This is a genomic window from Chitinophaga tropicalis (assembly GCF_009758205.1).
Taxonomy (GTDB): Bacteria; Bacteroidota; Bacteroidia; order Chitinophagales; family Chitinophagaceae; genus Chitinophaga; species Chitinophaga tropicalis.
This window is the reverse complement of the sequence record NZ_WRXN01000014.1, coordinates 16,403-42,681: the sequence shown is the minus strand read 5'-3', so window position 1 is coordinate 42,681 and position 26,279 is coordinate 16,403. Positions and strand designations below refer to the sequence as shown.

Annotated in this window: 17 protein-coding genes; 6 read left to right on the top strand and 11 right to left on the bottom strand. The window is 46.5% G+C overall.

Annotated features, from left to right (window positions below; all coding sequences use genetic code 11):
- Window positions 1-111: 111 nt before the first annotated feature.
- Window positions 112-516: a hypothetical protein gene (locus tag GO493_RS24760; RefSeq protein ID WP_157308924.1), complete on the bottom strand. Its 405-nt coding sequence runs from the start codon at window positions 514-516 to the stop codon at window positions 112-114.
- A gap of 303 nt (window positions 517-819) precedes the next feature.
- Between GO493_RS24760 and porW the strand changes: the two genes are divergently transcribed.
- Window positions 820-3,804, top strand: coding sequence for a type IX secretion system periplasmic lipoprotein PorW/SprE (gene porW, locus GO493_RS24755; protein WP_157308923.1), 2,985 nt, complete (start codon window positions 820-822; stop codon window positions 3,802-3,804).
- A gap of 255 nt (window positions 3,805-4,059) precedes the next feature.
- Entirely contained in the window at window positions 4,060-6,441 is a 2,382-nt protein-coding gene (locus GO493_RS24750) for a transglycosylase domain-containing protein (protein WP_157308922.1), read from the top strand.
- Window positions 6,442-6,553: 112 nt separating this feature from the next.
- Here GO493_RS24750 and GO493_RS24745 read toward each other — a convergent pair whose 3' ends face one another.
- From GO493_RS24745 to GO493_RS24735, 3 genes are all read right to left on the bottom strand, one after another.
- Window positions 6,554-7,474: a M20/M25/M40 family metallo-hydrolase gene (locus GO493_RS24745; RefSeq protein ID WP_157308921.1), complete on the bottom strand. Its 921-nt coding sequence runs from the start codon at window positions 7,472-7,474 to the stop codon at window positions 6,554-6,556.
- 184 nt (window positions 7,475-7,658) lie between these two features.
- Window positions 7,659-9,488, bottom strand: a complete 1,830-nt coding sequence (gene yidC, locus GO493_RS24740) for a membrane protein insertase YidC (protein ID WP_157308920.1) — start codon at window positions 9,486-9,488, stop codon at window positions 7,659-7,661.
- Window positions 9,489-9,603: 115 nt separating this feature from the next.
- Window positions 9,604-11,256, bottom strand: a complete 1,653-nt coding sequence (locus GO493_RS24735; RefSeq protein ID WP_157308919.1) for a CTP synthase — start codon at window positions 11,254-11,256, stop codon at window positions 9,604-9,606.
- Between the two features lie 759 nt (window positions 11,257-12,015).
- Between GO493_RS24735 and GO493_RS24730 the strand changes: the two genes are divergently transcribed.
- On the top strand, window positions 12,016-12,531 hold the full coding sequence (locus tag GO493_RS24730; RefSeq protein ID WP_157308918.1) for an acyl-CoA thioesterase: 516 nt from the start codon (window positions 12,016-12,018) through the stop codon (window positions 12,529-12,531).
- 38 nt (window positions 12,532-12,569) lie between these two features.
- Here GO493_RS24730 and GO493_RS24725 read toward each other — a convergent pair whose 3' ends face one another.
- The 4 genes from GO493_RS24725 to GO493_RS24710 form a co-directional block, all read right to left on the bottom strand.
- Window positions 12,570-13,238, bottom strand: a complete 669-nt coding sequence (locus GO493_RS24725; protein ID WP_157308917.1) for an HD domain-containing protein — start codon at window positions 13,236-13,238, stop codon at window positions 12,570-12,572.
- A gap of 780 nt (window positions 13,239-14,018) precedes the next feature.
- Window positions 14,019-14,600 carry a precorrin-2 dehydrogenase/sirohydrochlorin ferrochelatase family protein gene (locus GO493_RS24720; protein WP_157308916.1) on the bottom strand — a complete coding sequence of 194 codons (582 nt, stop codon included), beginning with the start codon at window positions 14,598-14,600 and terminating at the stop codon, window positions 14,019-14,021.
- A gap of 119 nt (window positions 14,601-14,719) precedes the next feature.
- Window positions 14,720-15,496, bottom strand: coding sequence for a uroporphyrinogen-III C-methyltransferase (cobA, locus tag GO493_RS24715; RefSeq protein ID WP_157308915.1), 777 nt, complete (start codon window positions 15,494-15,496; stop codon window positions 14,720-14,722).
- An 89-nt stretch (window positions 15,497-15,585) separates the two neighbouring features.
- The gene (locus GO493_RS24710; RefSeq protein ID WP_157308914.1) at window positions 15,586-17,697 is read right to left on the bottom strand and encodes a HEPN domain-containing protein; all 2,112 of its coding nucleotides are present in this window, start codon (window positions 17,695-17,697) and stop codon (window positions 15,586-15,588) included.
- A 350-nt stretch (window positions 17,698-18,047) separates the two neighbouring features.
- Here GO493_RS24710 and hxpB point away from each other — a divergent pair, with 350 nt between their 5' ends.
- Complete coding sequence (hxpB, locus tag GO493_RS24705) at window positions 18,048-18,701, top strand: hexitol phosphatase HxpB (RefSeq protein WP_157308913.1); 654 nt, start codon at window positions 18,048-18,050, stop codon at window positions 18,699-18,701.
- Window positions 18,702-18,845: 144 nt separating this feature from the next.
- Here hxpB and rpsA read toward each other — a convergent pair whose 3' ends face one another.
- Window positions 18,846-20,741 carry a 30S ribosomal protein S1 gene (rpsA, locus tag GO493_RS24700; RefSeq protein WP_157308912.1) on the bottom strand — a complete coding sequence of 632 codons (1,896 nt, stop codon included), beginning with the start codon at window positions 20,739-20,741 and terminating at the stop codon, window positions 18,846-18,848.
- A 245-nt stretch (window positions 20,742-20,986) separates the two neighbouring features.
- On the opposite strand from rpsA, the gene GO493_RS24695 reads away from it, so the two are divergent.
- A complete protein-coding gene (locus GO493_RS24695) occupies window positions 20,987-21,871 on the top strand; it encodes a rhomboid family intramembrane serine protease (RefSeq protein ID WP_157308911.1) in 885 nt (294 codons plus the stop codon).
- Window positions 21,872-21,918: 47 nt separating this feature from the next.
- Window positions 21,919-23,148, top strand: coding sequence for a 4-hydroxy-3-methylbut-2-enyl diphosphate reductase (locus GO493_RS24690; protein ID WP_157308910.1), 1,230 nt, complete (start codon window positions 21,919-21,921; stop codon window positions 23,146-23,148).
- A gap of 210 nt (window positions 23,149-23,358) precedes the next feature.
- Here GO493_RS24690 and GO493_RS24685 read toward each other — a convergent pair whose 3' ends face one another.
- Both GO493_RS24685 and GO493_RS24680 read right to left on the bottom strand, forming a co-directional pair.
- Entirely contained in the window at window positions 23,359-24,123 is a 765-nt protein-coding gene (locus GO493_RS24685) for a LytR/AlgR family response regulator transcription factor (RefSeq protein WP_157308909.1), read from the bottom strand.
- Between the two features lie 59 nt (window positions 24,124-24,182).
- Window positions 24,183-26,138 carry a tetratricopeptide repeat-containing sensor histidine kinase gene (locus GO493_RS24680; protein ID WP_157308908.1) on the bottom strand — a complete coding sequence of 652 codons (1,956 nt, stop codon included), beginning with the start codon at window positions 26,136-26,138 and terminating at the stop codon, window positions 24,183-24,185.
- Between the last annotated feature and the right edge of the window lie 141 nt (window positions 26,139-26,279).

Sequence of the window (26,279 nt, the reverse complement as noted above, 5' to 3'; positions counted from 1 at the left end):
ATTAACATATTATTACATATTGACAATCATTTCCTTTAAGAAGTTTTCCACATTCCTCTTAAAACGGCATTTCCCCCCTGCCGCGTATAGTAATAATATTAAAAATCTGCTTTAGTAATTACTGTTATCTACTTTAGGAGTCTTTATCGTGGTTGTGTCGAGCTTGCTTTTCGAGAAATCTCCGCTTATAACCTGCTGGATATTATCCAGGTATTTGTCACGTGCATTGATAGCGGCTTCCAGCGAGTCTGTCCTCATTTTGAGCCGGATAAACTCCCTGCGCTGTTTCAGATCACCGTATCCGGGAATGTAGTACCGCAACGGTGTAAATACCACCGTAGCTACTGTAATAGTCACCAGCAGTACAAACAATGTACTGAGGGCTACATATACGCTCATACGGGATAATTTAAAAGAGGTCACCTCTTCATAGGTACTGTCGTTCATGATCACCAAACGGTACCTGTTCCCTATCTTGGCCCCGTTTCTTCCTTTTTTATCACGCTGCTTAGCCATATCCGCTATAAGACTTGAATAATTTTTCTGATAATCAACCGGCTAAAGTTAAACATTTATATTATTTCACATTTAAAAAATTGGATAGGATGGCTTTTTATTGGGAAACTATTGCTGCTTTGTAGACGCGGCCACCTCAAAAAAATTATCCTATCTTTAAAAATAATTTTCACACATAATAAGTTATATAGCTAAGCCTATTACACCCTGGCATCCATGAATCATTACAGAGCAGTTTGCGTACATCTATCATACACCTGTTTAGTGAGTTTGTTCTTGTGCTGTATCAACATTAACGGGGCCATGGCCCAAAGAAGGGATACCACGGTAACAAACCAGTCAAGGAACACCAGCAGGATGCCTCCACGCACCATGCAAAAGCCCCTTGCACCAACAGTACAGCCTCGTGTACAGGACAGACGACCACCCTCAGAGCAGCTGGCAGACCGCCGCTGGACCATCAAACGTAAGCTGGTGCAGAACATGCTTGCGCGCTATAACTACTACTTCAACGCCCGCAAAAAGCTGCATGCCATTACGCATAATGTTAGTCGCCAGGGCCTGGACAACTACAACTACCTCCTTCCCTTCTATCCATACAGCCTCCAAAACCTGGGCCTAAGTAAAGGGGACCTGGATACGGTGATCGAAAAGGCTTCTATCAACATACAGATACATGATCCCCGCAGCAAATGGATAGACGACAGCTACCTGATCATAGGGCAGGCTTATTTCTACCAGGGTGAATGGGATAAAGCGAACAGGACATTTGCCTTCATCAACACCAAATTCGCTCCCAAAAAGAAAAATGAGTACAAGACGGTAGTCGGCGCCAGTGCGGAAGACCAGATCTCTATCGCCTCCCGCGAGAAGAGGAAGCCGCCTATCGGCTACTTTAAACATACCTATGCAAGGAACGACGCTTTTGTATGGAGGGCCAAGACCCTGCTGGAAGAGAAAGAATTTGACGAGGCCCGTTCCATTATGAATATCCTGGAACATGACCCTTACTTCCCCAAACGCCTGCAGGGCGAGCTGGCAGAAGTAAAAGCCTATTCCCTCTATAAGCAGGAACGTTTTGCCGAGGCTATCGCTCCTATGCAAATGGCACTGAAAAGCAAGAACAACAGGGATGAGAAAGCCAGGATGTCGTATATCCTGGGGCAGTTATATACCAACTACCACAAGCCGGATTCTGCCCTTCTCATGTTCAGGAAAGTAATCTCTACCAAGCCTGACCCTATGATGGAGTTCCAGGCAAGGATACAGATAGCCAAGCTGGAAGGCACTATGGAAGGCGGATCGCTGGACCAGAGCCTGGCGCGACTGAAAAAAATGGCCCGTAAGGAGAAGTATATCGCCTTCCGGGACGCCATCTATTATACAATGGCCAACCTGGTAATGACCAAAGACCAGGAACTGGCCATGGAATACCTGCGTAAGTCCCTGCGTGTGGAAAGCGATAACCCTGTGCAGAAGGCACTCTCCTTCAAGGCTATCGCCGATATTTACTATGGGCAGCGCCAGTACAGGCTGGCAAGGGATTTCTACGACAGCACCTCGGGGGTTATGCCACCGGAATTCCAGGACAGCGGTATTGTAAACCTGCGTAAGCGCGTGCTTTCTGATGTGGTAGTCCGCGTGGAAGCTATACAGAAGGAAGACAGCCTGCAGCGTATAGCGGCTATGCCGGAGAGCGACAGGCAGATATTCCTGGAAAAAATGGCTGCCAATATCCGTAAAGAAGCTGAAGAGAAAGCAAAGAAAGCCCAGGCCGACAAGAACAATACGGAAGAAGGGAATGGAGTGGCTAACAACCCTTTCTCTAACAATATGGCTAACAATAGCCTGGGGCCTAAGAAAGATGACCAGGGCGACTGGTACTTCTATAATACTACCACCAAAGCTTCCGGTTATTCAGAGTTTAAGAAGCGCTGGGGTAACCGGCCGCTGTCAGATAACTGGCGCAGAAGCCAGACCGGCACTGTAGCTGTGAACCAGCCGTTACAGGCGGAAGATGAGAATGGCAATCCTTTAGGAGAGCCGGCAAAGCCTGCTGTTCCGGCAGACAGTGCCACTGCCCGCTCACTTGCCGCCGGCCTGCCGCTCACCCCGGACGATCTGCTTAAATCCAATGTCATTGTGGAAGATGCCCTGTATGATCTTGGCAAACTCTATAACGACAAGCTGGATAACACAGAGCTGGCCATCGAAACTTACGACACCCTGCTGCGCCGCTATCCGCAGCATCCACATAAAACAGAGGTGGTATACTCCCTCTATTTATGGCATACCAAACTGGGACATACCACATTGGCTAACAAGTACAAGCAGAACGTGATGACCCTGGGTGATTCCAAGTTTGCCAGCATTATTAAATACGGCGGCCTGGAAGATGTGGATAAAGGCAAGAAAAAAGAGATCTCTGCCGCATATGATAAAGTATATATGGCTTACCTGGACTGCAACTATTACGGTGCGCTGGACCTGAAGAAGGCGGCAGATTCTGCTTTCGGGCTCAACTTCATGACGCCTAAGTTTGACCTGCTGGAAGCCATGATCATCATGAAGACAGATACCTGCGAGTTTGGACGGCAGGCGGTAGCCAACGTACTGAACAAATACCAGCAGGACGAGGCTGTGCATGAAAAAGCCGCTGCCCTTATGGAGGCGCTGGATAACAGGGCCGCCCTGGTGGTGTACCTTTCCAGGCTGGAGATAGATAAAGTAAAAGAAGATAATAAAGTAGTGGATGAGAACATCTCCTTCCGCTACCCGTGGCAGAACCCGCAGCCACAGTTTGCGCTTGACTCAGTGAAGATAAAAACCGCCATGGCAGATTCTATCAAGCTGGCGCTCAATGCCGCCGCTCCGGTGCAACCGCTGCCAGCGCCTAAAAAGCCGGTCACTCTTTACAAGATCAATGAGAACAATCCTCATTTCGTTGTATTTGCCTTTAACAGGGTGTCTAAAGCACTGATGGAAGAAGGATTGAAAGAATTTACAAAGTACAATGCCGAGAAACATAAGGCTGACAATATACAGGTAGCTAACTTTGTATTGACACAGGATGAGGTCATGCTCATTTTCCGGCTGTTCCCCAACGAGGGAAAAGCCCTGGAATACTACGACGAGATCAGGATTGGCGCAGAAAAGATCGTTCCACGCATACGGCCATCAGATTATACTATGTTCATCATATCAAGGGACAATTTCATACTGATGAACAGCACCAAGGATATTCAGGGGTATAAGAAATTCTTTGACGACAACTACGTTACACAATAAGCTTCGGGGGAATAGCTTTGGTCGCTGCCAAAGCTATTCCCGGGGGTAATTACCCCGTATTGCGCCCGGCCCAAAAGTTCAAAATAAATATTCAGGATTTTAACAATAATAGGGGGACATCAGCCACTTTTTTTTAATAGTTTTGCCCGCTGTTGCACCTCATTATGGGAATGAGGCCCGTAAATTGCTATCAGGTAATATAATGCCATACCTGGAGAAATACGGCCCTCCACCAGTCAAATTTTTAAAGTAAGTATGAAAAAATCGGTTAAAATATTGTGGTTGACAGTGTTATCTGTGACAGGATTACTATTGTTGCTGATATTACTGGTCAATTTCCGCATTATCGGCAATATGCCATCCATGGAAACACTGGAAAACCCCAGGGCGGCCCTGGCATCTGAGGTTATTGCGGAAGACGGTACCATCCTTGGTAAATATTATCAGGTAGACCGTTCCAGCTCTGACTATGATGAGATCTCCAAAAATGTGATCAATGCCCTTATTGCCACAGAAGACGTAAGGTTCTATGAGCACTCCGGCGTTGACCCTTATGGTACGATAGCTATCCCCTTTTACCTGGCTATAGGTAAAAAGAGAGGTTCCAGTACCATTACCCAGCAGCTGGCCCTGAACCTGCAGGCAGATAATACCGGCGCCCAGCGTGCCAGCAATATCATCCTGAGGGGTTTTCAGAAAATGCAGGAATGGCTGATAGCTATTAAACTGGAACGCAACTTCACCAAGCAGGAGATCATCACCCTCTACCTGAATACCGTTCCATTCGGGGATAATGTTTATGGTATTGAGAACGGTGCCCGTACCTTCTTCAGCAAAGATGCAGGTCATCTTTCCATTGAAGAAGCCGCTACGCTAATTGCTATGCTGAAAGGTACCAACCTGTATAACCCCCGCCGTAATCCGAAAATGGCTTTGGACCGCCGTAATACGGTGATTGAACTGATGGAGAAGAACAAATTCATCACTTCTGCCGAAGCAGCTGCCGCTAAAAGCAAACCTATTGTATTAAGATACAATAAGATAGATCATAACAAAGGCCTTGCTCCTTACTTCCGTGAAGTATTGCGCGACGAGCTGAAAGCATGGTGTAAGGAACATAAGAAGGCAGATGGTTCTGAATATAACCTCTACCGCGACGGTCTGAAGATCTATACCACTATCAATCCCCGGATGCAGCTGTATGCCGAGGAAGCAGTGGCTCACCATCTGAAAGATCTGCAGAAAGTATTTGCTAACCAGAATAATATCAAGACCGGCAGTGCGTGGAAGAACTGGGAGAAATACCTGGACCGTTATATGAAGGAATCTGACCGCTACAAGGATATGAAAGAAGCAGAGGCTTCTGATGAAGAGATCAAAAGAGCGTTCAATACCCCGGTGAAAATGAAGGTTTTTGCCTGGAAAAGCTTTACAGAGCCTGATCTGAATGAAATGGACACTGTGATGACGCCGCTGGATTCGATTAAATACATGCGCGCCATCTTACAGGCCGGCTTTATGGCACTGGACCCTGAAAGCGGTGAGGTAAAAGCATGGGTGGGGGGTCCGGATTTCCGTTATTTCAAGAACGATCACGTAGCGAAGACCAGAAGGCAGGTAGGTTCTACGTTTAAGCCTTTCCTGTATTGCTTTGCCATTATGAATGGTATGTCTCCCAATACTGTGCTGCCCAATGAGCCGGTATCTTTCCCGAAATATAACTGGACGCTGAGCCGTAACTCTGAAGGTAGTGTTGGTGGTAGTATTACTATGGCAGGCGCTCTTGCAAAATCGCTGAACCTGGTATCTGCTTACCTGATCAAGCAGCTTGGTCCGCAGGCGGTGGCTGATTTTGCGAAGAACAAGATCGGTTTCAGCAGTGATATTCCCGCTTACCCTTCTATCTCGCTGGGTACGCCGGAGATCTCGCTGTATGAAATGCTGCAGGCTTATACCATGTTCCCTGCAAGGGGTATCATTACCAAGCCGATTTACATTACCCGTATAGAGGACAGGAATGGTAATATCCTGCAAACCACTCCACCGGAGAAAAGGGAAGTGATCAGTGAGAATGAATCTTATACCATGGTGAAGATGATGCAGGGTGTGACAGGGCCTGGCGGTACTTCTGCGCGTCTGCGTTTCCGTTATGGTATTCAGAGTGAAGTAGCTGGTAAGACGGGTACTACCAATGATAATACTGATGGCTGGTTCCTGGGATTCACTCCGCAGTTGCTGGCTGGTGCATGGGTGGGTTGTGAGAATAACTTCCTGCATTTCAGTTCTACTGCCAATGGTCAGGGGGCTAATACCGGTCTTCCTATCTGGGCGTATTTCTTCCAGAAACTGTATGCGGATAAGACGCTGAAAATAGATGATAAGGCTACGTTTGCGATCCCTCCATCTATTAATAACGAGATATATGAGAACTTCAATGATAATATCAAACCTGGTGCTGAGGCGGAAGATGTAGGGAATGGTGCTGTAGATGATTACCTGGATGTGAGTCAGTATGAGAGTGCGGCGGATAAGGAAGCGGAGAAGAGGGAGAAGGAGAAGGCGAAGGAGGTTAATAAGACGCAGCCGCAGAATGGTGGGCAGGCGCCGAAGGCGACTTTGCCGCCGCAGCCTAAGTAGGTTTGCAGTATTGCTCAAAAAAAATGCTTTCACCTTCGGTGAAAGCATTTTTTTTGAGGGGGTGGCCTGCGGCCGGCTGAAAGTTTGTTCCGGGTGCAGGCTGGCTAAAAAATTATTCGTGATAATGCAATTCTTTATATTTCATTGCATTATTGATCAATTTTATTCCCAGCTGCAGGATCAGCGCTTCTTCTTTAGCTTTCAGCTTAGGCGCATCGTCTGTGGGTTTATGATAATCATCATGCGGACCTGTATGCAGGAAGATAACCGGTACTTTATTCATAAAGAAGTTATGATGATCAGAAGCACCTTTACCTGAACCATCAGTAAAATAATGAATACCCGGCTCCTGCACATCTTTGAATACAGCAGGCCATTCTTCTGCGGTGGCATATCCGCCGATGCCGATGCCTCTTTCATCATTATAGCGTCCTATCATATCCATATTCAGCATGAAATGTACATTGGCAAGCGGTAAGGTAGGATTTGCAGTAAAGTACTTTGAGCCCTGTAATCCCATTTCTTCACCACCAAAAGCAAGGAAGAGGAAGTTAAAAGGCTCTTTCTCCCCATTTTCGGTAAAATATCTTACAAACTCCAGCAGTCCCGCTACACCGGAGGCATTATCATCTGCTCCGTTATGTATCTGACCGGCGGGATATTTACCATCAAAAAGTTCTGCAGTTCCCAGGTGATCATAGTGTGCGCCAATGATAATAGTACGGGCGGCGCCGTTATCCAGCCATCCTATTACATTGCGGCTGGTCAGTCCTTTATGGCTGTTCCTGTCAAATGTGAAGTCCTGATAGTAGCTGCCGGCATTGCCGGGGGCCAGGCCCATTTTTTTGAATTGCGCTGCTACAAAACGGCTGGCTTTAATGCTGCCTTTCTGGCCGGTGCCGCGGCCTTTCAGCTTGTCAGATGCCAGGAAGGAAACGGTTTTCTGTATCCGGTTGGCAGAAGGCATGTAATCCTGCGCATGTACTGTGAGACCTAAAACAGTAGCTGCGCTCAATAAGAATAAGTGTTTCATCCAGGTAGGTATATAGGTTATAGCATGAAATTACCGTATGAAAATAAAGAAGGCTTCCGTATCTGGAAGCCTTCAGTTAAGAAAATATGTCAAAAAGATTGTAAGCTATTAGTGTTTGTGTTGGTTTGGCCTACGGTCAAACTGTAGAGAGTGCCCAGGTTATCAGTGTGCATCGTCAGACCTACTACTTTCTGCGCTGCTGCATATCCTGCTGACGACGTTGCATTTCTTCCAGTTTTTCCTGCCATTTGGATTTGCTGGCCGGTTTCTTTTTATTTTCCTGGATCTGGGCATGGATCTTATCATGATTGATAATGAACTTCTGGATCACCCACTGTAAAGCGATACTGATCACGTTAGACAGGAAGTAGTAGAAGGTCAATGCAGAAGCCAGGCGGTTGAATATACCAAGCAGCATGATGGGGAACACGTACGGCATATATTTCATTACCGGGTTGCTCTGATCTGCCATACCACGGTTGTTGAACGCCAGTATTAAGCTGGTGGCGGTCATCAGGAGTGTGAACAGGCTGACATGGCTACCATAGAAAGGTATATTGAATGGAAGGTTCAGGATGGAATCGTAGGAAGAAAGGTCTTTTGCCCAGAGGAAGCTTTCCTGCCTCAACTCGATGGAAGAGGGGAAGAAGCTATACATTGCCACGAGGATGGGCAGCTGCATCAGTGCAGGTAAACATCCACCCAGCGGGTTTACCCCTGCGCTCTTGAAGAGTTTCATCTGCTCCATACCGAAAGCCTGCTGATCATCGCCATATTTAGCTTTGAGAGCGTCGATCTCCGGTTTCAGCACTTTCATCTTGGCTGATGATACATAGCTCTGGTAAGTGAAAGGAGCTATGAGCAGGCGGATGAAGAGGGTGAGCAGGATGATGATGATACCGTAGTTGGAAATGAATCCGCTCAGGAAGTTGAACACCGGGATGATCACCCACTTGTTCACATATTTCACGAAAGCGAAGATACCGGAACCCAGGGGAATGATATTCTCCAGGCCTATATCGAATGACTTCAGTGTTTTATAGTGGTTGGGACCGTAATAGATCTCTATAGGGAAAGAGAAATCATGTGCACGGTTGTAAGGTATTTCCAGTGTGGCGAAGGTCTGTCCTACAATATTTCCGCTTTCAGGTACTTTGGTATTGATCTCTGCACCGCTGAAACGGGCATTTTTCTTTGCAATGAAAGTGGTGTTGAAGAACTGTTGTTTTATGCTTACCCACTGGAGGCTGTTATCCCATTTCTGGTGGCTGGTACGCTGCAGGGTGAAATAGTCATGCTTACCATCTGCATCACGATAGTGTACCTGGTTGTTCAGGCGTTCGTTCTGCATATCCAGTTCCTGTTTGTCGTTCTGTGCGTCCCACTGTAAGCTGAGGGTCTTCTGACCGGCAGGGAGTACGCTTTCCAGGCCAACTGCGTGAATATCAAAATCTACTGCGTATCCGTCCTGTTTCAGGGTATATACATATTCCAGGAACTGGTCGGGATTTGAGGTAGGCAGGCGGTAAGAGATGGCCTGGCTACCGTCTGGCAGATTTTTTACTGCACCACCGGTAAAGTAGAGGTCGGCAGTATTTAATAAGGTATTGTTATTGGCAGGAACCTGCAGGGAGATGCGGTTAAAGGAACCGTTTACCAGCAGCAGGGGTTTACCCTGGAAATCTTTAAATTCTTTCAGTTGTACTGTTTCTGGCTGTCCACCCTGGTTAGAAAAGGTGATTTTCAGCACTTTATTCTCCAGAACGGCAGTCTGGCGGGTACCGTTGGCAGCACCAGCAAAAGTACCGTAAGCAGAAGCCAGTTTACTGGAATCGGGGGTACCGGCCGCTGTGTAGCTGGCAGTATCCACGGGCTTGGGCTTATTAAGATTGGCAATGGAATCCTGACGCGCTTTCTCTTTCTGTGTAGCGATCTGTTGCTTCTGGTTAAAGAAAAAGTAACCTACAAGCAATACTCCCAGCAGCGCAAAGCCAATGACTGAGTTTCTGTCCATGAAATTCAATTAAAATTTAGGCAGCAAAGGTAAGTAAAAGCCGCAAGCTTTTAGCCGTAAACAGCAATATAATAACAGTGCTGTTTACAACGGAAAGCCTGCGGCTGACTAATTATTATTGGTGGGCGATCTTCTCTTCGGCTACTTTCGCCTTGCTGGTCTTATCTTCAGCATATTGCTTGGCAGCTGCAATGAAATGTACGAACAGCGGAGCAGGGCTCTCTACGGTGCTTTTCAGTTCCGGATGGAACTGGCAGCCCACAAAGAACGGATGATCAGGCAGTTCTACCATTTCTACCAGTCCGCTTTCGGGGTTTTTACCGGAAGCTATCATGCCGGCCTTTTCAAAATCGGCCAGGAACTGGTTGTTAAACTCGTAGCGGTGGCGGTGGCGTTCGCTGATCACGGTGCTGTTATAGATGGATGCTGCTTTTGAACCTTCGTTCAATACGCAGGTATAAGCACCGAGGCGCATGGTACCGCCTTTGGCAGTGATCTTTTTCTGTTCTTCCATCAGGCCTATTACGGCATGAGGGGTATCCGGGTTCATCTCAGTAGAATGTGCGTCTTTCCAGCCGATCACGTTGCGGGCGTATTCTACCACGCTCATCTGCATACCGAGGCAGATACCGAAGAAAGGCAGGTTATTTTCGCGGGCGTACTGAATAGCGATGATCTTTCCTTCAATACCACGGTGACCGAAGCCGGGAGCTACCAGCAAACCGTCCAGGTTGCGCAGTTTCTCGGCTACATTTTCAGATGTAAGGAATTCAGAATGAATGTTCTGTACCACTACTTTACATTCATTCATAGCGCCTGCGTGGATGAATGATTCGAGGATGGATTTATAGGCATCCTGCAGTTCGACGTATTTACCAATGAGACCGATGGTCACTTTGGATTTCGGATATTTCAGTTTGTCCAGGAATGCGCGCCATTTGGTCATGTCGGGTTCCTTTTCAATGGGAATGTTCAGCTTTTTCATACAGATCACATCCAGTTTTTCCCGCAGCATTTCCAGCGGTACTTCATAGATAGTGCTCATGTCAGTTGCTTCAATTACCGCGTCTACGGTCACGTTACAGAACAGTGCGATCTTCTTTTTGAGGTCGCTGTACATGGGCTCTTCTGTACGGCATACGATCACGTCAGGATGTACGCCATTCTCGCTCATCATTTTTACGGAGTGCTGTGTGGGTTTGGTTTTCAGTTCTTTTGCCGCACGCAGGTACGGGATGAGGGTCAGGTGTACCACCAGGCAGTCCTGTTCGTCCAGTTCCCATTGTAACTGGCGTACAGCCTCGATGTAAGGCAGGGATTCGATGTCACCCACGGTACCACCCAGCTCAGTGATCACGATATCATGTTTACCGTCTTTACCCAGCAGCAGTATTCTGCGCTTGATCTCGTCGGTGATGTGAGGTACTACCTGTACGGTTTTGCCCAGGTAGGCGCCTTCACGTTCTTTGTTAATAACGGTTTGGTAAATTCGGCCTGTTGTTACGTTGTTGGCCTGAGAAGTAGGTGTGTTCAGAAAACGCTCGTAGTGACCAAGGTCCAGGTCGGTTTCGGCGCCATCTTCAGTTACATAACATTCCCCGTGCTCGTAAGGGTTCAATGTTCCCGGATCCACGTTTATATATGGATCGAATTTCTGAATAGTCACTCTAAAGCCACGTGCCTGCAATAGTTTTGCCAGCGAGGCAGCTATAATTCCTTTACCCAACGAGGAAGTAACACCTCCCGTAACGAAGATATATTTTGCCATAAGATCTAATAATTCTGCAGAGTATACTTGACCTAAAGAGGAAGTGCCGGACGACGTTTGGTGTAACCAGTCAAGTAAAAATAACTTCCGAAGGTCAGGCAAAGTTAATCAAATTTGCAGCGCACCCAAAAGGGTTTTTCACATTTCAGTGAATATGAACGTGTAACTATTTCATAATAAATTGGTTCAATACTTTTTAGAGGATACAATTTTCTTCGGAGAGGAAGGTGAGCGGGATTTACAAGGGAGAATGAGAATCTGACCTGCGGGAAAAGGATATTCTGTTAAGACTATTAAACGGGGAGCAGCAATTATGCACTTCAAGCAAGATCATCTAACAGAAAGTGTAAACCTATACCAGGGCTATACCCACAGAAAAGAAGCTCTGTAAACCAATTACAGGATTAACCCCAACAATTGTAAACTTCACACAGGATTATCTGACAGAAGTGTAAACCAATATCAGGACTATACCCTGGTGCTAAAGTGGTACCGCAATACATACACTAAACATGCTTAAGACATGCTTGAAACATGCTTGAAACATACTTGAAAGGTGGAGTTGAGTAGAAGGAACTATATGTGGAACATTCATGAACCAGGTATAAGAAGAGGATGAGATTTCCTTAAGGGGAGTTTTTGGCCTGTGGCCGGCTGAGATGATTTGGGGATTTTTATAGGGATTTTTGACCTGTAGCCAGCTAAAACAATGTTTTTGAGCACAGATATACTAATTTTGCCGCCGAAATAAAAACAAATATGACATTTACTCCCAAGCGAGCACAGGAATCCCTGATACAGATGACGGAACTGGTTTTACCGAACGATACCAATACTTTTGGCAACCTGATGGGTGGCCGTCTGATGTACTGGATGGATATTGCTGCCGCCCTGGCCACTATGAAACACTGCAGTGCACCGGTGGTAACAGCTTCTGTAGATAACATCTCTTTTGAAACACCGATCAAGCTGGGTAATGTAGTGCATATTGAAGCTAAGGTAACACGGGCCTTCACCACATCTATGGAAGTACACCTGCGGGTATGGGGAGAAGATCCGGTACAACAATACCGTTATAAATCCAATGAGGCGTTTATGACCTTTGTAGCGCTGGACCCCAATGGTAAATCCAGACCGGTGCCGCAGGTTATTCCTGATACGGAGGAAGAAAAAGTATTATATGATGGCGCTATGCGCCGCAGGCAGCTGAGGTTGGTGCTGGGTGGTAAAATGAAACCCGGAGATGCGGAAGAATTAAAAGCACTGTTTATATAATAAAAAATCCCGGTGATAGTCACCGGGATTTTTTATTACTAGTTTTCTCCTTCCCATTCTTTGTAGAATTTTTCCAGGAACAATTCCATAAAGGCGTGTCTTTCCTCTGCCAGCTCTCTGCCGGTACTTGTATTCATCCTGTCTTTGAGCAGTAACAGCTTTTCGTAGAAATGATTGATAGTAGGGGCAGCACTTTTTTTATACTGTTCCCGTGTCATGTTCAGGTCCGGCGCAATGGCGGGATCGTATAAGGCCCTGTTCTTAAATCCTCCGTAATTGAATGCGCGGGCAATGCCAATGGCGCCAAGGGCATCCAGCCGGTCGGCATCCTGTACCACACCCAGTTCCGGCGAGTAAAAACCGCCTGTATTATGTCCTCCTTTAAAGGAGACATATTCTATAATATTTACTACGTGTTGAATGACCGGCTCTGGTACCTTTTGTGATTCCAGGAAGGTGCGGGCTTTCCGGGGACCGATGCTTTCATCTCCTCCATGGAACTTGGAATCGGCGATATCATGTAATAAAGCTCCCAGTTCTACTATCTGCATATCTACCTTCTCTCCTGCCGCTATGCGTCGGGAAAGTTGCCAGACGCGATAGATATGCCACCAGTCATGGCCTCCTTCTGCCTGTGCAAGCTCCTGTTTTACAAATGATACTGTTTTGGAAATGATAGGCGAAATACCTGTTGTGTTCTCACTCATGGGGTCAAATATAGGATATGAAGCGGAAAATGCTTAGTTCCGAAACGAAGAAAGGGAGAAACAGGAAAGGATACTCAAAAGCATAATTGTGTGTATATAATAGAGATTGTTTCAGGTAACCTTCTTCCTTTCCCGTTTCCCCCTCCCGCTATTCCGGCATGCAATTAGAATGACCAGGTATCTTGCTTCACTAAGATATTCTTCGTCTTTTTCTTTAAAAAAATTGGTCCCCTTAAAAAAGGGGACAGTTCATTTTTAGCAGAACTACTCTTGTCTGCGATATACATTCTGGTTGATAAAAGAAAGATCTCTGCTTTTGAAAGATACCTTATAGAGGCCCCTTTTGGGCCTCTGGTATAAGGTATATACTTCAGGGAAGCGGGAATAATTTATATCTGTTGGCGCGGTTTAAGGCGGGAATGAATTTTTTACCGATCCGGACTTCGAGGTCAAAAACTTACTGACCTTCGCTGACCCTAGTCCAAGGTTTCTTCCCGCCTTTACCGCTTTGATTGTTTAATTATAAAAATTATAATATGATATTCTTAAAAGCAATAAATGATTTTTAAACAATAACTACTCATTTATTTATCATAAAAATAATAATCATATCTCAATTTTCACAGCCATTACCAGAAAAACATAAATATATTTATATTAATAATATAATAAAGATTGGAGATACTCCTCTCTAAATACAGATAGTATTTCAGCAGAAATCAGTATCCTGTTAGTATTTTCAGGAAAGAGGAATGAAGAGAAGGGAGTTAATGGTGGGGGTTAATCCTTCTTTACCAGCACTTCGGTAATATGGTTCAGTTGTTTTACTTTCTCGGTAAAGTCGCCTTTCAGCCTGTCACGGATGACATGTAATTTATCCAGTACGTCATTAATAGAGCCTGGGATAGCTTCCTGTAATACCTGTTTAAGGCGTTTGGCAACAGTGGGAGATTTGCCATTGGTGGAGATGGCGATCTTGAGACTACCTTTCTGTACTATAGACCCCAGGTAAAAATCACAGAGTTCCGGGGTATCGGCAACATTGATGAGTACTTTGCTGCATTTTGCGCTTTCCCATATCTGCCGGTTCAGCTCATGGTCATTTGTAGCGGCAATAGCCAGGTCTTTTCCCAGCAGGTCACCGCAGGAGAAGGCTTTCTGTATCAATTCCAGGTTAGGGGCCTGCTTAGCCAGTTCGGTAAGCTCCGGCAGGAACCAGGTAGCTACAACGATGATGTTGGCGGTTGGACAGTTTTCCAGCAGCGCATTTACTTTTTCGTGCCCTATGTTTCCGCCACCTACTACCAGTACGTGCAGGTGGTTCAATTTGAAAAAAACAGGGAATAAATGATTTTCTTCCATAACACACTTATCTTATAAGCAAAATAAGTTAATCTAACGGCAAAAATCGCTTTTGCCTTGGGCAAAAGCGATTTTTGAGGTTTTTTTCTCTGTGCGGGGCACAGTTGAGAAAATTATGTTTATACAGCGATCTTTAATTCTGCCGCAATCTTCTCTTTCACCGCCTGGAAGGCTTCATGAAAACGTACCACCTCTCCTATTACAATAATGGCCGGGTTACGCAGATCTTCCCTGGCGGCCAGTTCTTTCAGCTCAGCGACTTTGCCTATACCTACTTTCTGATCAGGCAGGGTACCGTTCTGGATAATTGCTGCGGGCACGTCGCCTTTTCCCAGCGCAGTGTAAGCAGCGGATATTTCGTCCAGTTTGCCCATTCCCATGAGTATCACTACCGTTGTATTCGCCTGGACTGCATAGGCCAGGTCACGGGACAAGCTCCCACGTTGTGTGGTACCGGTTAAGACCCAGAAGCCTTCGCTCACGTTACGCGCCGTTACCGGTATCCTGTTGATGCCGGGTACGGAGATAGCGCTGGTAACGCCGGGAACGACTTCTGTATCTATATTGAACTGCTGGGCAAAGGCCAATTCTTCCTGTCCGCGGCCAAATACAAAGGAGTCGCCACCTTTAAGCCTTACCACGCTGCCGTAAGTAAGCGCATACTTGACGATCATGCGGTTGATCTCATCCTGAGAGTACACATGCATGCCAGCACGTTTTCCAACAAAGCGCTTGAGACAGTTGGGAGACGCGTGTTCCAGCAGTTCGTTGTTAGAGAGGGCGTCATAGAGGATCACCCTTGCCTGCTGTATGGCCTTCAGGCCTTTTACAGTGATCAGCTCAGGATCTCCGGGGCCCGCCCCCACCAGTGTCAATTTCGGATGTATATTTTGCATAGTGTACTTTTAAAATGTGAAAACCGCTGCCTGTCTCTTCTTCAGTAGTTTGTTCCACCTGTGGTGGAACAAACCGGGTACTATCTTTCTTACAGGGCAACTGCGGATGTTTGCTGCCTGAAAGCCTGTGCCTGCTGATAAAAATCTGATGCCTGCTGATGATATGCTTTTGCAAAACTTTCTGAAGGTTCATTCTTATTGATCTGCAGCACCAGGTCTTTAAATTCTCCGTCCAGCTGCCATTTGCCGGTAGCAACGAAATGTTTGTCGAAATCGTTGATAATGCCTGTCTGGGTGTTGCAGCTTACGCCTTCTCCCAGCAGCAGGGCTTTTGCTGTCTGTACGAAAGTGGAATAGGAATGGTAGATGCTGTCTGCGTACTGTTTTGTTTCCAGTGCGACAGTGCCTGATTGCAGTTTCTCTTCACCTTCAAACAGCAGGGTGGCTACCAGGTCAATCACAACACTGGCGCACTCGCCCACACCGATGGCGGTAGCGAATTTGTCGCCCTGGCCCCAGTCAATGAAATCTTCATCCTGGAGTGAAGCCAGATCAGTTAATGGTTTCAGCAGATCGTAGAAATATCTTTCACCCTGGCGGTCATAGTAGTCGTTGAATTTTTCGTTCTCAGCGCCATTCGCTTCATAGTCGTTCAGCAGTGTACGCAGTACATCTGGTCCGCGTTTGCTTGGCACTTTGATCACTTTATCGGCTACACGGCCAACACCGTCTCCTACTATACCACCTCCCAGCAATACCTGCAGGGCGGGCAATACTTTACCACCGCTCTTCATGGAGCTGCCGTGGAAACCAATGGAAGCGATACCGTGCTGACCACAGGAGTTCATGCAACCACTGATCTTTATCTTGATGTCTTTATTATATACCAGATCAGGGAATTCTTCCTGGATAACCAGTTCCAGTGCAGCGGAGATACCGGTGCTGCTTGAGATGGCCAGGTTACAGGTGTCTGTACCCGGACAGGAAGTGATATCGGCGATGCTGTCAAATCCGGGTTCTGCGAAACCTGCGGTTTCCAGAACGCTGAACACGTAAGGCAGGTGGGCAGGCTGAATATATTTCAGCAGCAGGCCCTGGTTGGCAGTTACGCGTACATCGTTAGCTATAGCGGGTCTGAGGGCTTCTACGAGCTGACGGGATATTACAGAGCTGATATTGCCCAGTGGTACGCGTACGTAAGCAGCATAGTAGTCTGCCTGGCGCTGACGGAAGGCATTGGTGGTTTTCCAGGCTTCATATTTTTTAGGATCTTTTACAGTATATGCCGGTAAAACCGCATTGGCAGCAGGCAGTTCTACTTCCGGCCATGCGTTGGCATCTACATGGAAAGATTTGGATTTGTTGGCGATGAATTCTTCCTGTACCAGGCGGGTAAATTCTTCAAAACCTATCTTCTGGATCAGGAATTTCATACGTGCTTTATTACGGCTGGCTCTTTCACCATGGCGGTCAAATACGCGCAGAACGCTTTCAATGTAAGGGATTAGCTGATCGGCTTCCAGGAATTCATAAGCTACATGCGCCAGGTAAGGCTGGGCGCCAAGGCCGCCGCCTACCAGTACTTTAAAACCACGTACTTCTTTACCGTCAATTATCCTGATCTTGGGAATAGCTCCCATATCGTGCATGAAGGACCAGGCAGAGTCTGCGTCACTGCTGGAGAAAGACATCTTAATCTTCCGGCCCATATCCTGGCAGATGGGGTTGCGGAGGAAATAGCGGAAGGCTGCGTCTGCGTAAGGAGTTACATCAAACGGTTCTTCCGGATCTATGCCGGCTCTGTCAGAGGCGGTGATATTACGTACGGTGTTACCGCATGCTTCACGGATGGTGATATCGTCGAGGTCGAGTTTAGTCCATAATTCGGGGGTCCTCTCCAGGCTTACGAAGTGGATCTGCACGTCCTGGCGGGTAGTGAGGTGCAGATTGCCGGTAGAGAATTCATCTGATACGTCTGAGATCCTTTTCCATTGTTCCAGTGTCATTTTACCATAGGGTAGTTTGATACGGATCATCTGTACGCCTGGCTGGCGCTGACCGTAAATGCCCCTGGCCAGACGGAGGCTCCGGAACTTTTCTTCAGGTATCTGTCCCTCGCGGAACAGGCGGATCTTTTTCTCCAGTTCGATGATATCCCTTTCTACAACCGGGTTTTCCAATTCTGTTCTGAAGCTTTGCATAAGTAATATTTTCTTGGTGGTAAATTATTAGATTTTAATAATGACGCCGTAAAGAGGCCGTCCGCTTCCTATTTCCTATAGTTTTAGTAGACTAATACAAAGTTATACATCTGGGGGAGAATTCCAAAAGTTATTATGGGTGGGCTAAAAGCGGGAAATTCCGGCCCTGAGCCTGCTATGGAAGATCTGGTACATCCAAATGCAGCAGTATGGCTGAATGTAAGGGATCGGGGGTAAAAAGTAGCGGACTAAGCCCATAACCATAGATTATAGGGGATAACTATTATTTATACGGATGCTTTCTCCACTCTCTGCCGTAACTTTGCGGCGCAGCAACAAATGAATTGAATATGATCAATACGGTGATTTTTGACATGGACGGGTTATTAATTGATTCTGAGCCTTTATGGGGCCTGGCCATGAAAGAAGTATTTGCAACAGTTGGTGTTGAGCTGACTTCAGAATTAGCCAGTCACACTACGGGCCTGCGTACGGCGGAAGTAGTGGATTACTGGCATGATTATTTTAAATGGCAGGGTAAGGACAGGGAGCAGGTGACGAATGAGATCATTGATACGGTGACGGCGAAGATACTGGCTCATGGTGAGGCGATGGAGGGATTGGAGTATATCCTGGATTTTTTCAGCGCCAGGAATTTTAAGATGGGGCTGGCGTCTTCTTCTCCCCTGCGGCTGATAGAATCTGCCGTGACGCATATGGGTATTAAGGACAGGTTCCAGGTGATCTCTTCTGCGGAGTTTGAGTCTCATGGCAAGCCGCATCCGGCGGTGTACCTGAGTTGTGCCAGGAAACTGGGGAGCTCTCCGCTGGAATGTGTGGCTTTTGAGGATTCTGTGACGGGGATGACGGCGGCGAAGGCGGCGAGGATGAAGACGGTTGTGGTGCCGGAGGCGCATAACAGGAGTAATAAGAGGTATGCGCTGGCGGATGTGAAGCTGGATTCTTTGCTGGATTTTAATGATGAGATATTAGCAGCTTTATAGTTTTTGATGTTGTGCCTTCTAAAAGCGAAAGGGGTTGTTTCTATTCGAAACAACCCCTTTATATTTCAACAACCTAAAAAAGCTGGATTATAGTGAATAAGCGATCAGGAATTGAAAGCAAATCACGGTACAACCTAAAAAAGCTTATTCACCTTTTTTCTCGTCGCCTTCGTTCTGCTTCAGCTTTTCTCTCAGTTCAGCCAGTGCACCCAGGTCGCCAAGTGTAGCTTTCTCTACTTTGCTCTGGATGTTTTTCACAGCTTTACGTGTTTTGTCAGCGTCAGCTCTCTTTTCTTTAGCAACGGCTTCTTTCTCTTCGTTCTTAGCCTGTTCCCACACTCTTGTATGAGATACCAGTATACGTTTTTCGCTGCGGTCGAATTCAATGATCATGAATTCTTTCACATCTTCAACGCTGATAGGTTTCTCGTCTTCAGTGCGCAGGTGACGGGCAGGAGCGTAAGCTTCCAGACCATACTGCAGTTGAACGGTAGCGCCTTTTTCGTCTTTCTTCACTACGGTGCCTTCGTGAACGGAACCGATCGGGAAGATAGTTTCGAAAGTATTCCATGGATCTTCTTCGATCTGTTTGTGACCCAGGCTCAGTTTACGGTTATCTTTATCGATACCCAGTATAACTACTTCGATCTCGCTGCCCACTTTAGTGTATTCACTTGGGTGGTTGAAGCGTTTGATCCAGCTCAGGTCAGAGATGTGGATCATACCACCGATACCTGTTTCCAGTTCAACGAACACGCCATAAGGAGTGATGTTCTTCACGATACCTTTGTGACGGCTGTCCAGCGGGAATTTGGTTTCGATAGTAGCCCAAGGATCTTCTGTCAGCTGTTTGATAGACAGGCTCATCTTACGCTCGTCCTTGCTCAGTGTAACTACCACTGCTTCGTATTCTTCGCCTAATTTGAAGAATTCTTTAGCATTGATAGGTGTAGAAGCCCAGGAGATCTCAGATACGTGTACCAGACCTTCTACGCCAGGCAGAATTTCCAGGAATGCACCGTAATCTTCGATGTTCACTACCTTACCTTTTACGCGCGCACCTTCAGTGATGTGAGCAGGCAGGGTATCCCAAGGATGAGGGGTAAGCTGTTTGTAACCGAGGCTGATACGTTTTTTCTCGTCGTCGAAGTCGAGTACCACAACGTTGATCTTCTGATCCATCTGCAGTACTTCGCTTGGGTGAGAGATACGTCCCCAGCTGATGTCGGTGATGTACAGCAGACCATCCAGACCACCCAGGTCGATGAATGCGCCGAAATCTGTGATATTCTTGATAGTACCTTCCAGCACCTGGCCTTTTTCCAGTTTGGAGATAATATCCACTCTTTGCTGTTCGATATCGCTTTCGATAAGCGCTTTGTGAGAAACAACTGCGTTCCTGATGGCTTCGTTCACTTTCACCACCTTGAACTCCATTGTTTTGCTTACAAACTGATCGTAGTCAGTAACAGGTTTAACGTCGATCTGTGAACCTGGCAGGAATGTTTCCATACCGTAAACGTCCACGATCAGGCCGCCTTTGGTTTTGCTGGTAACGGTACCGGTAACCACTTCGCCTGTTTTGTAAACTTCCACGATTTTCTCCCATGCACGTTGCTGGCGAGCCTGTTTGCGGCTCAGGTGCAGGTTACCATCGCGGTCTTCTTTTTCTACTACCAGCACTTCTACTTCGTCTCCTACTTTCAGTCCCTGCAGATCGCGGAACTCGTTCAGAGAGATCAGACCGTCAGATTTAAAGCCGATGTTGATCACTACGTCCGTTTTGGTTAAACCAACTACGGTACCGGTGAGCAGGCCGTTTTCTTCGATCACTTTAAAAGTGTTGTCGTACGTTTCGTCGTACTTCGCTTTCTCTTCTTTGCTGTAAGAAGATACATTGCGTTTGTCTACGCTCCAGTCGAAATCATCGTGAGCGGTCTCTACAACAGGTGCCTTTTTTGTCGCTGTTGCTTCCTGAGCTGCTGCTGCAGGTGCCTGTTGTTCAGCGTTTTGTTCGTTAGTAATGTTGTTTTCTGCCAAAATTTGGTTCCTCCTTTTGTGGTAAAATAACCTCCGGATTTTAGGCCCGAAAGTTTTAATTGGACGGCAAAGATACTTAATATTCAATAATTTTCCCGTTTTTTCCGAACGATACTGAGAGGGGGATTTTCTTTGGGGGGGAATCTGTTTTGGGAAGAGCAGATTGGTTTTGAAGGGAAATCCGGCTCAAAAAAATCTACCGCTAAATAGATTTAGGAATGAGGATTTTGTACTAATTTTCAAGTATGAACGGAACCTCATTCAGATCAGATATACGCTACTGGCTCAGGCAAGGAAACACAATAAACCATCTTCTTTTCTGGAACATTGTTGTATTCCTGGTAATGGGAATACTATACGTCATAGGCAGAATTTCTCCGTCAACCGGTTTTATTTCCGTATTTCTATATGATCAGCTTTCACTGCATGCTACGCTGCCGGCTCTTATTATAAGGCCCTGGGGATTGCTGACCTATATGTTCACTCATGTTGACATTTTTCATGTCCTTTTTAATATGCTGAACCTTTACTGGTTCGGGAATCTTTTCAGGTCTTTCCTGGGCAATCACCGTGTATTGCCGCTTTACCTTCTGGGAGGGCTGAGCGGCGGGCTGGTGTACCTGCTTGTTTACAACCTGGCTTTCCCCGGGTTTGACAGCACCATGATAGGGGCATCTGCTTCTGTGATGGCGCTGCTTATTGCCTGCGCCACCAAAATACCCAATTATGAGGTAGGACTGCTGTTCATAGGCGCTATCAGGATCAAATGGGTGGCACTGGCCATTATTGTATTGGACCTGCTTTCCATCACCAAAGGTAATACCGGCGGCATTGTAGCCCACATGGGCGGCGCCCTGGTGGGGTTTGTCTACATCAAGCTCCTGGACAACGGGACAGACATCTGTCAGCCTCTTATCTGGCTGTTTAACCGCCGGCTTCGTGTGGAAGGTGGCAAACGCACCAAACGCAGCTTCAGACCTAAAAAATCTCCTCTCCGGGTAGTAAAGCCCCAGCAGGAAGAGAACAAACAACTGCGCCTGGACCAGTTGCTGGACAAAATAAATGACAAGGGCATAGAAAGCCTCAGCCCTGAAGAAAAGGCCTGGTTAAAGAAAATGAGCCAGGAGTAGCTCCCCTTTGTATTACGGCGATACAAAATATGTAACTTTGCCTCCAGATGAAAACATTTAACGTTCCTGTCATATATCGCAGTCCGCTGATCACGGCCATTAAAAACGTCCGTAAGCAGCAGGACCGCATGAAAAAGGATTTTACGCCTACTGCACTGGATTTTGGTCCTTTAAAGATCCTGCTGGCCCGCCACTTCGGATTTTGCTATGGTGTAGAAAATGCTATAGAGATAGCGTTCAAAACAGTGGAAGAGAACCCGGACAAACGTATTTTCCTGCTCAGTGAAATGATCCATAATCCGCATGTGAACAATGACCTTCTTTCCAAAGGCGTGCAGTTCATCATGGATACCAGCGGCAAACAGCTGGTGCCCTGGGAGCAGCTGACAGCAGAGGACATTGTGATCATCCCGGCATTTGGCACTACCCTGGAAATAGAGGCCCAGCTGGCTTCTCTGGGTATCGTTCCCCTTCAGTACAATACTACCTGTCCTTTTGTGGAAAGGGTATGGAACAAGGCAGAGCAGATAGGAAAGCAATCATATACCGTAATAGTTCATGGCAAACCGGGACATGAAGAGACCCGTGCCACTTTCTCCCATAGCCGCAGCAACACACCTACCGTGGTAGTAAAGGATATGGAAGAAGCCAGGCTGCTGGCTACCTTTATTACAGGAGAAAGGCCGGCGGCAGAATTTTACGATCTCTTTAAAGGGCAATATTCCACCGGTTTTGACGTGGTAAAAGACCTGCAACGTGTGGGCGTGGTGAACCAAACCACCATGCTGGCTACGGAAACACAGGCTATTGCTGATTATATCAAGCATGTGATCATGGACAGGTATGCACTTACTTCTGAAAATGCAGGTGAGCGCTTTGCCGATACCCGTGATACCCTCTGTTATGCTACCAACGACAACCAGAGCGCTGTAACCGGCTTATTGCAGGAACAGGCTGACCTGGCCATTGTAGTGGGTGGATATAACAGTTCAAATACGTCCCACCTGGTAGAGCTTTGTGAAGAAAAGCTGCCTACCTATTTCATTTCTTCTGAAGAGAAGCTTATTTCAGGCAGCCAGGTACAGCACTGGGATTTCCATCATAAGCAGGAACTGCTCAGTAATCCTTTCCTGCCGGAAAAAGAACAGGTCACCATTATGCTTACCAGCGGGGCTTCCTGTCCTGATGCAATGGTAGAAGCGGTGATCCGGAAGCTGCTGTCGTTCTATAACCTGGAAGATAAAATGGAAGAGATAGCGAAAACATTCGGCGCTTAAACGAAGAAACTTCTTATAATTAAAAAAGACACCTGATGGTGTCTTTTTTCTTTGGGGCTAATCAATGCTAGTAATGCAGAGAAAAAAACTTTTATATCATAATTAGTTTAAACCTGAGTCAAAAATAGTTTTTACAATAGCAGCCCACAAGAGAGAATTATTATCCGGTGGTCAATTTCCTGTAAGTGGCGTAAAACAGGTTAAATCTGGTTAGAACTGCATGGCCTTTTTCAGGAAATCTGCTTTCCGGCGGCGGGACACTTCTACCTGCGTGCCATCGCTCATCAGCGCAAATCCCCCCTCGCCCTGTATATACGACTGCATCTGCTGCATATTTATAAGATGAGAGTTATGTACCCGGAAGAAATCCACATCACTGAGCAGTTCTTCAAATTCCTTTAACGGCCTTGATACCATCAGGTTCTTTTTATCGGTAAAGAAGATGCGGGTGTAATTGCCGGTAGATTCGCAACGTACAATGTTCTGCACGGGCATAAATACCAGTCCGTTGATAGTAGGAAGTGCTATTTTCTTGTGTGTCTGGTGCAGTGTTTTCATATTCTGCAGGAAGACGTCTATGGGAGAATGCTGCATATCTGCCGGTGTGTTATTCCGCCTGCTGATACATTTCTGGACGGCGTCCTGGAGCTCCTTTACGCTGAAGGGTTTCAATAGATAGTCCAGTGCATTGAACTTAATAGCTTTGAGGGCGTATTGTTCATATGCGGTAGTGAATATTACATCGAAAGTTATCCTGTCAAACAGTTTCAGTAGTTCAAATCCATTCTGATAAGGCATTTCCACATCGAGGAATACTACATCCGGCTTTACTTCATCGATAAGGTCCCTTGCTTCTTTTACACTGTTAACTCCGCCGAGCACAGTTACTTCAGGGCATTTTTTCTGCAGCATTGTCTGAAGGGCGTCAATACAGTGCTGCTCATCATCTACGATGATCGCTTTTATCTCGCTCATGCTGTGTGTGTAGGTTTAGCTATATGCGGCAAATTACAAATTGCCAATGATATAATAGCCTAGAAGATGAATTCAACCGGCAGTACCAGTTTTACCTGGGTACCTGTTGGTTTACCTACTTCATCTTCCAGATCGGTAATGTTTACAGTTGCTTCTTTGGTATTATTGATCTTCCTGATAAGGTCTATACGGCCTTCTGTTACCTGCATTCCCATGGAGCGGTGGGTTTGTCCTTTTTTTTCTTTTATTTCTATTGCTTTTTTACGTCCAATGCCATTGTCTGTTACTGTACAGATGAGGGTGCGTCCTTTCAGGTTGACCGCTATTTCCAGCAGGCCTTTGCCGGATTTATGCACCAGCCCATGCCAGATAGCATTTTCTACATAAGGCTGGATGATCATTGGAGGGATCATCACCTCTTCTTCGTTGATCTCTTCGTCTACTTCTATCCTGTATTCAAATACGTTGTTGCACCGCAACTTTTCAAGGTCCAGGTAGAGGCGTAATGATTCCAGCTCTTTATTGAGAGAAATGAAGGTATGCTGTGTGTTATCGAGGATCATGCGCATGAGCCGGGAGAATTTGGTCAGATAGTCTGAGGCTTCTTCCTGGTTGTTGCTCCAGATAAAACGATGAATGGAGCTAAGGGAGTTAAAGATGAAGTGCGGGTTCATCTGGGCACGCAGGGAGCGCAGTTCCAGCTGCAGGGTCTGTTTATTTGTTTCCAGGTTACGGTGACGGATATAAAAGAACCCTCCTACTGCCAGCATCAGCAGGAAGCCGGCCATGGAAAGAGTGTAAACTACGTTACGTTTAGTGCGCAGCTCGCTGATCTGCTTATCATGTTCCAGTAATTTGATCTGGTTGTCTTTTCTGTCAACTTCATAAATAGCTTGTGTCTGGGCCAGGGCCAGGGCAGATTTTTCGTTCAGGATGCTGTCTTTATACAGCAATGATGTGTCCATCGATTCCAGGGAGCGTTTAAAGTCGCCACTGGCTTTATAATCTGCCGCCATGGCTTTATACACTTCCGTCAGGATGTATTTGAACCGCCAGGCCAGGCTGAGATCGACGGACTGCTGGAAATACCTGCGTGCTTCTGCATGTTTGCCCTGCAGGCTCCATAGTTTGCCGATGTTCAGGTAGCTTTCCGCTATGTGTACTTTATCGTCTACATGTCCGTTTACTTCCAGTGCCCGGTTCAGGTAGAACAGGGCATTATTGTAATCTTTCTTCTGCTGATAGACTGATCCGAGGGCATTGTAGCAGATGGCTCTGCCGGTATTATTATCCAGCTGGTTGTTGACTGCCAGTGATCTTTTGTAATAGTCGATGGCCAGGTCCAGTTTGCCCAGTCCCTGGTAGGCGTACCCGATATTTCCCAGGTTGATGGCTACGCCCAGGTTATTCTTGTTTTCTCTTTCCAGTTCAAGTGCCTTTTCAAAATGGTTGATGGCATCTGCATATTTCTCTGTGGAGAGCTGGATGTTACCGATACTGTTGATGGCTATACAAATATTACGGACGTCGTTGATCTTTTCTGCCAGCTGAAGGGCGCGGAAGTGATACTCAAAAGCCTTCTCCAACTGGTCGTCCATCCGCCGGTAATCTACACCGGTATTGTTCAGGGCAATGCAAAGCAGCAGGTCGTTGCCGATCTCTTCTGCGTATTTTACTGCTTTCTGGTGATAGTCGGCCGCCAGGAGGTATTCAGATCTGTTCCTTTTAGAGATACCTGTTTCATTATAAGCGTTGAATAGTCCACGGGCAAACCGCCATCTCTGAGAGAGGGTAATGGCTTCCTGGAAGAAGGGATTTTCCAGAGAGCGTTTGTCGAAATAGCGGCCCAGGGCTTTTCCTTTGTCAATAAGCCAGTTCACTTTCCCGGTATCGGCCGGTATTTTGCGGGCAGAATCAAGCGTGCGGAATACGAGGACTGAGTCCTGAGCAAAGGTATTGCTTCCTTTTACTAAAATGAGTAGCAGGAGCAGGAAGGAGAAAAAGCTTTTAAACATGCATCAGCCAGCTAATAGTCACAATTTAGTTAAAAAAGCGAAAGGGCGAAAGAATTCGCCCCTTCTTCCTATTAACCGAATACACCTACTGAAAATATGGAAACAGAACAGGCATTCCTGCCCTGTACCACATTAAGTTTA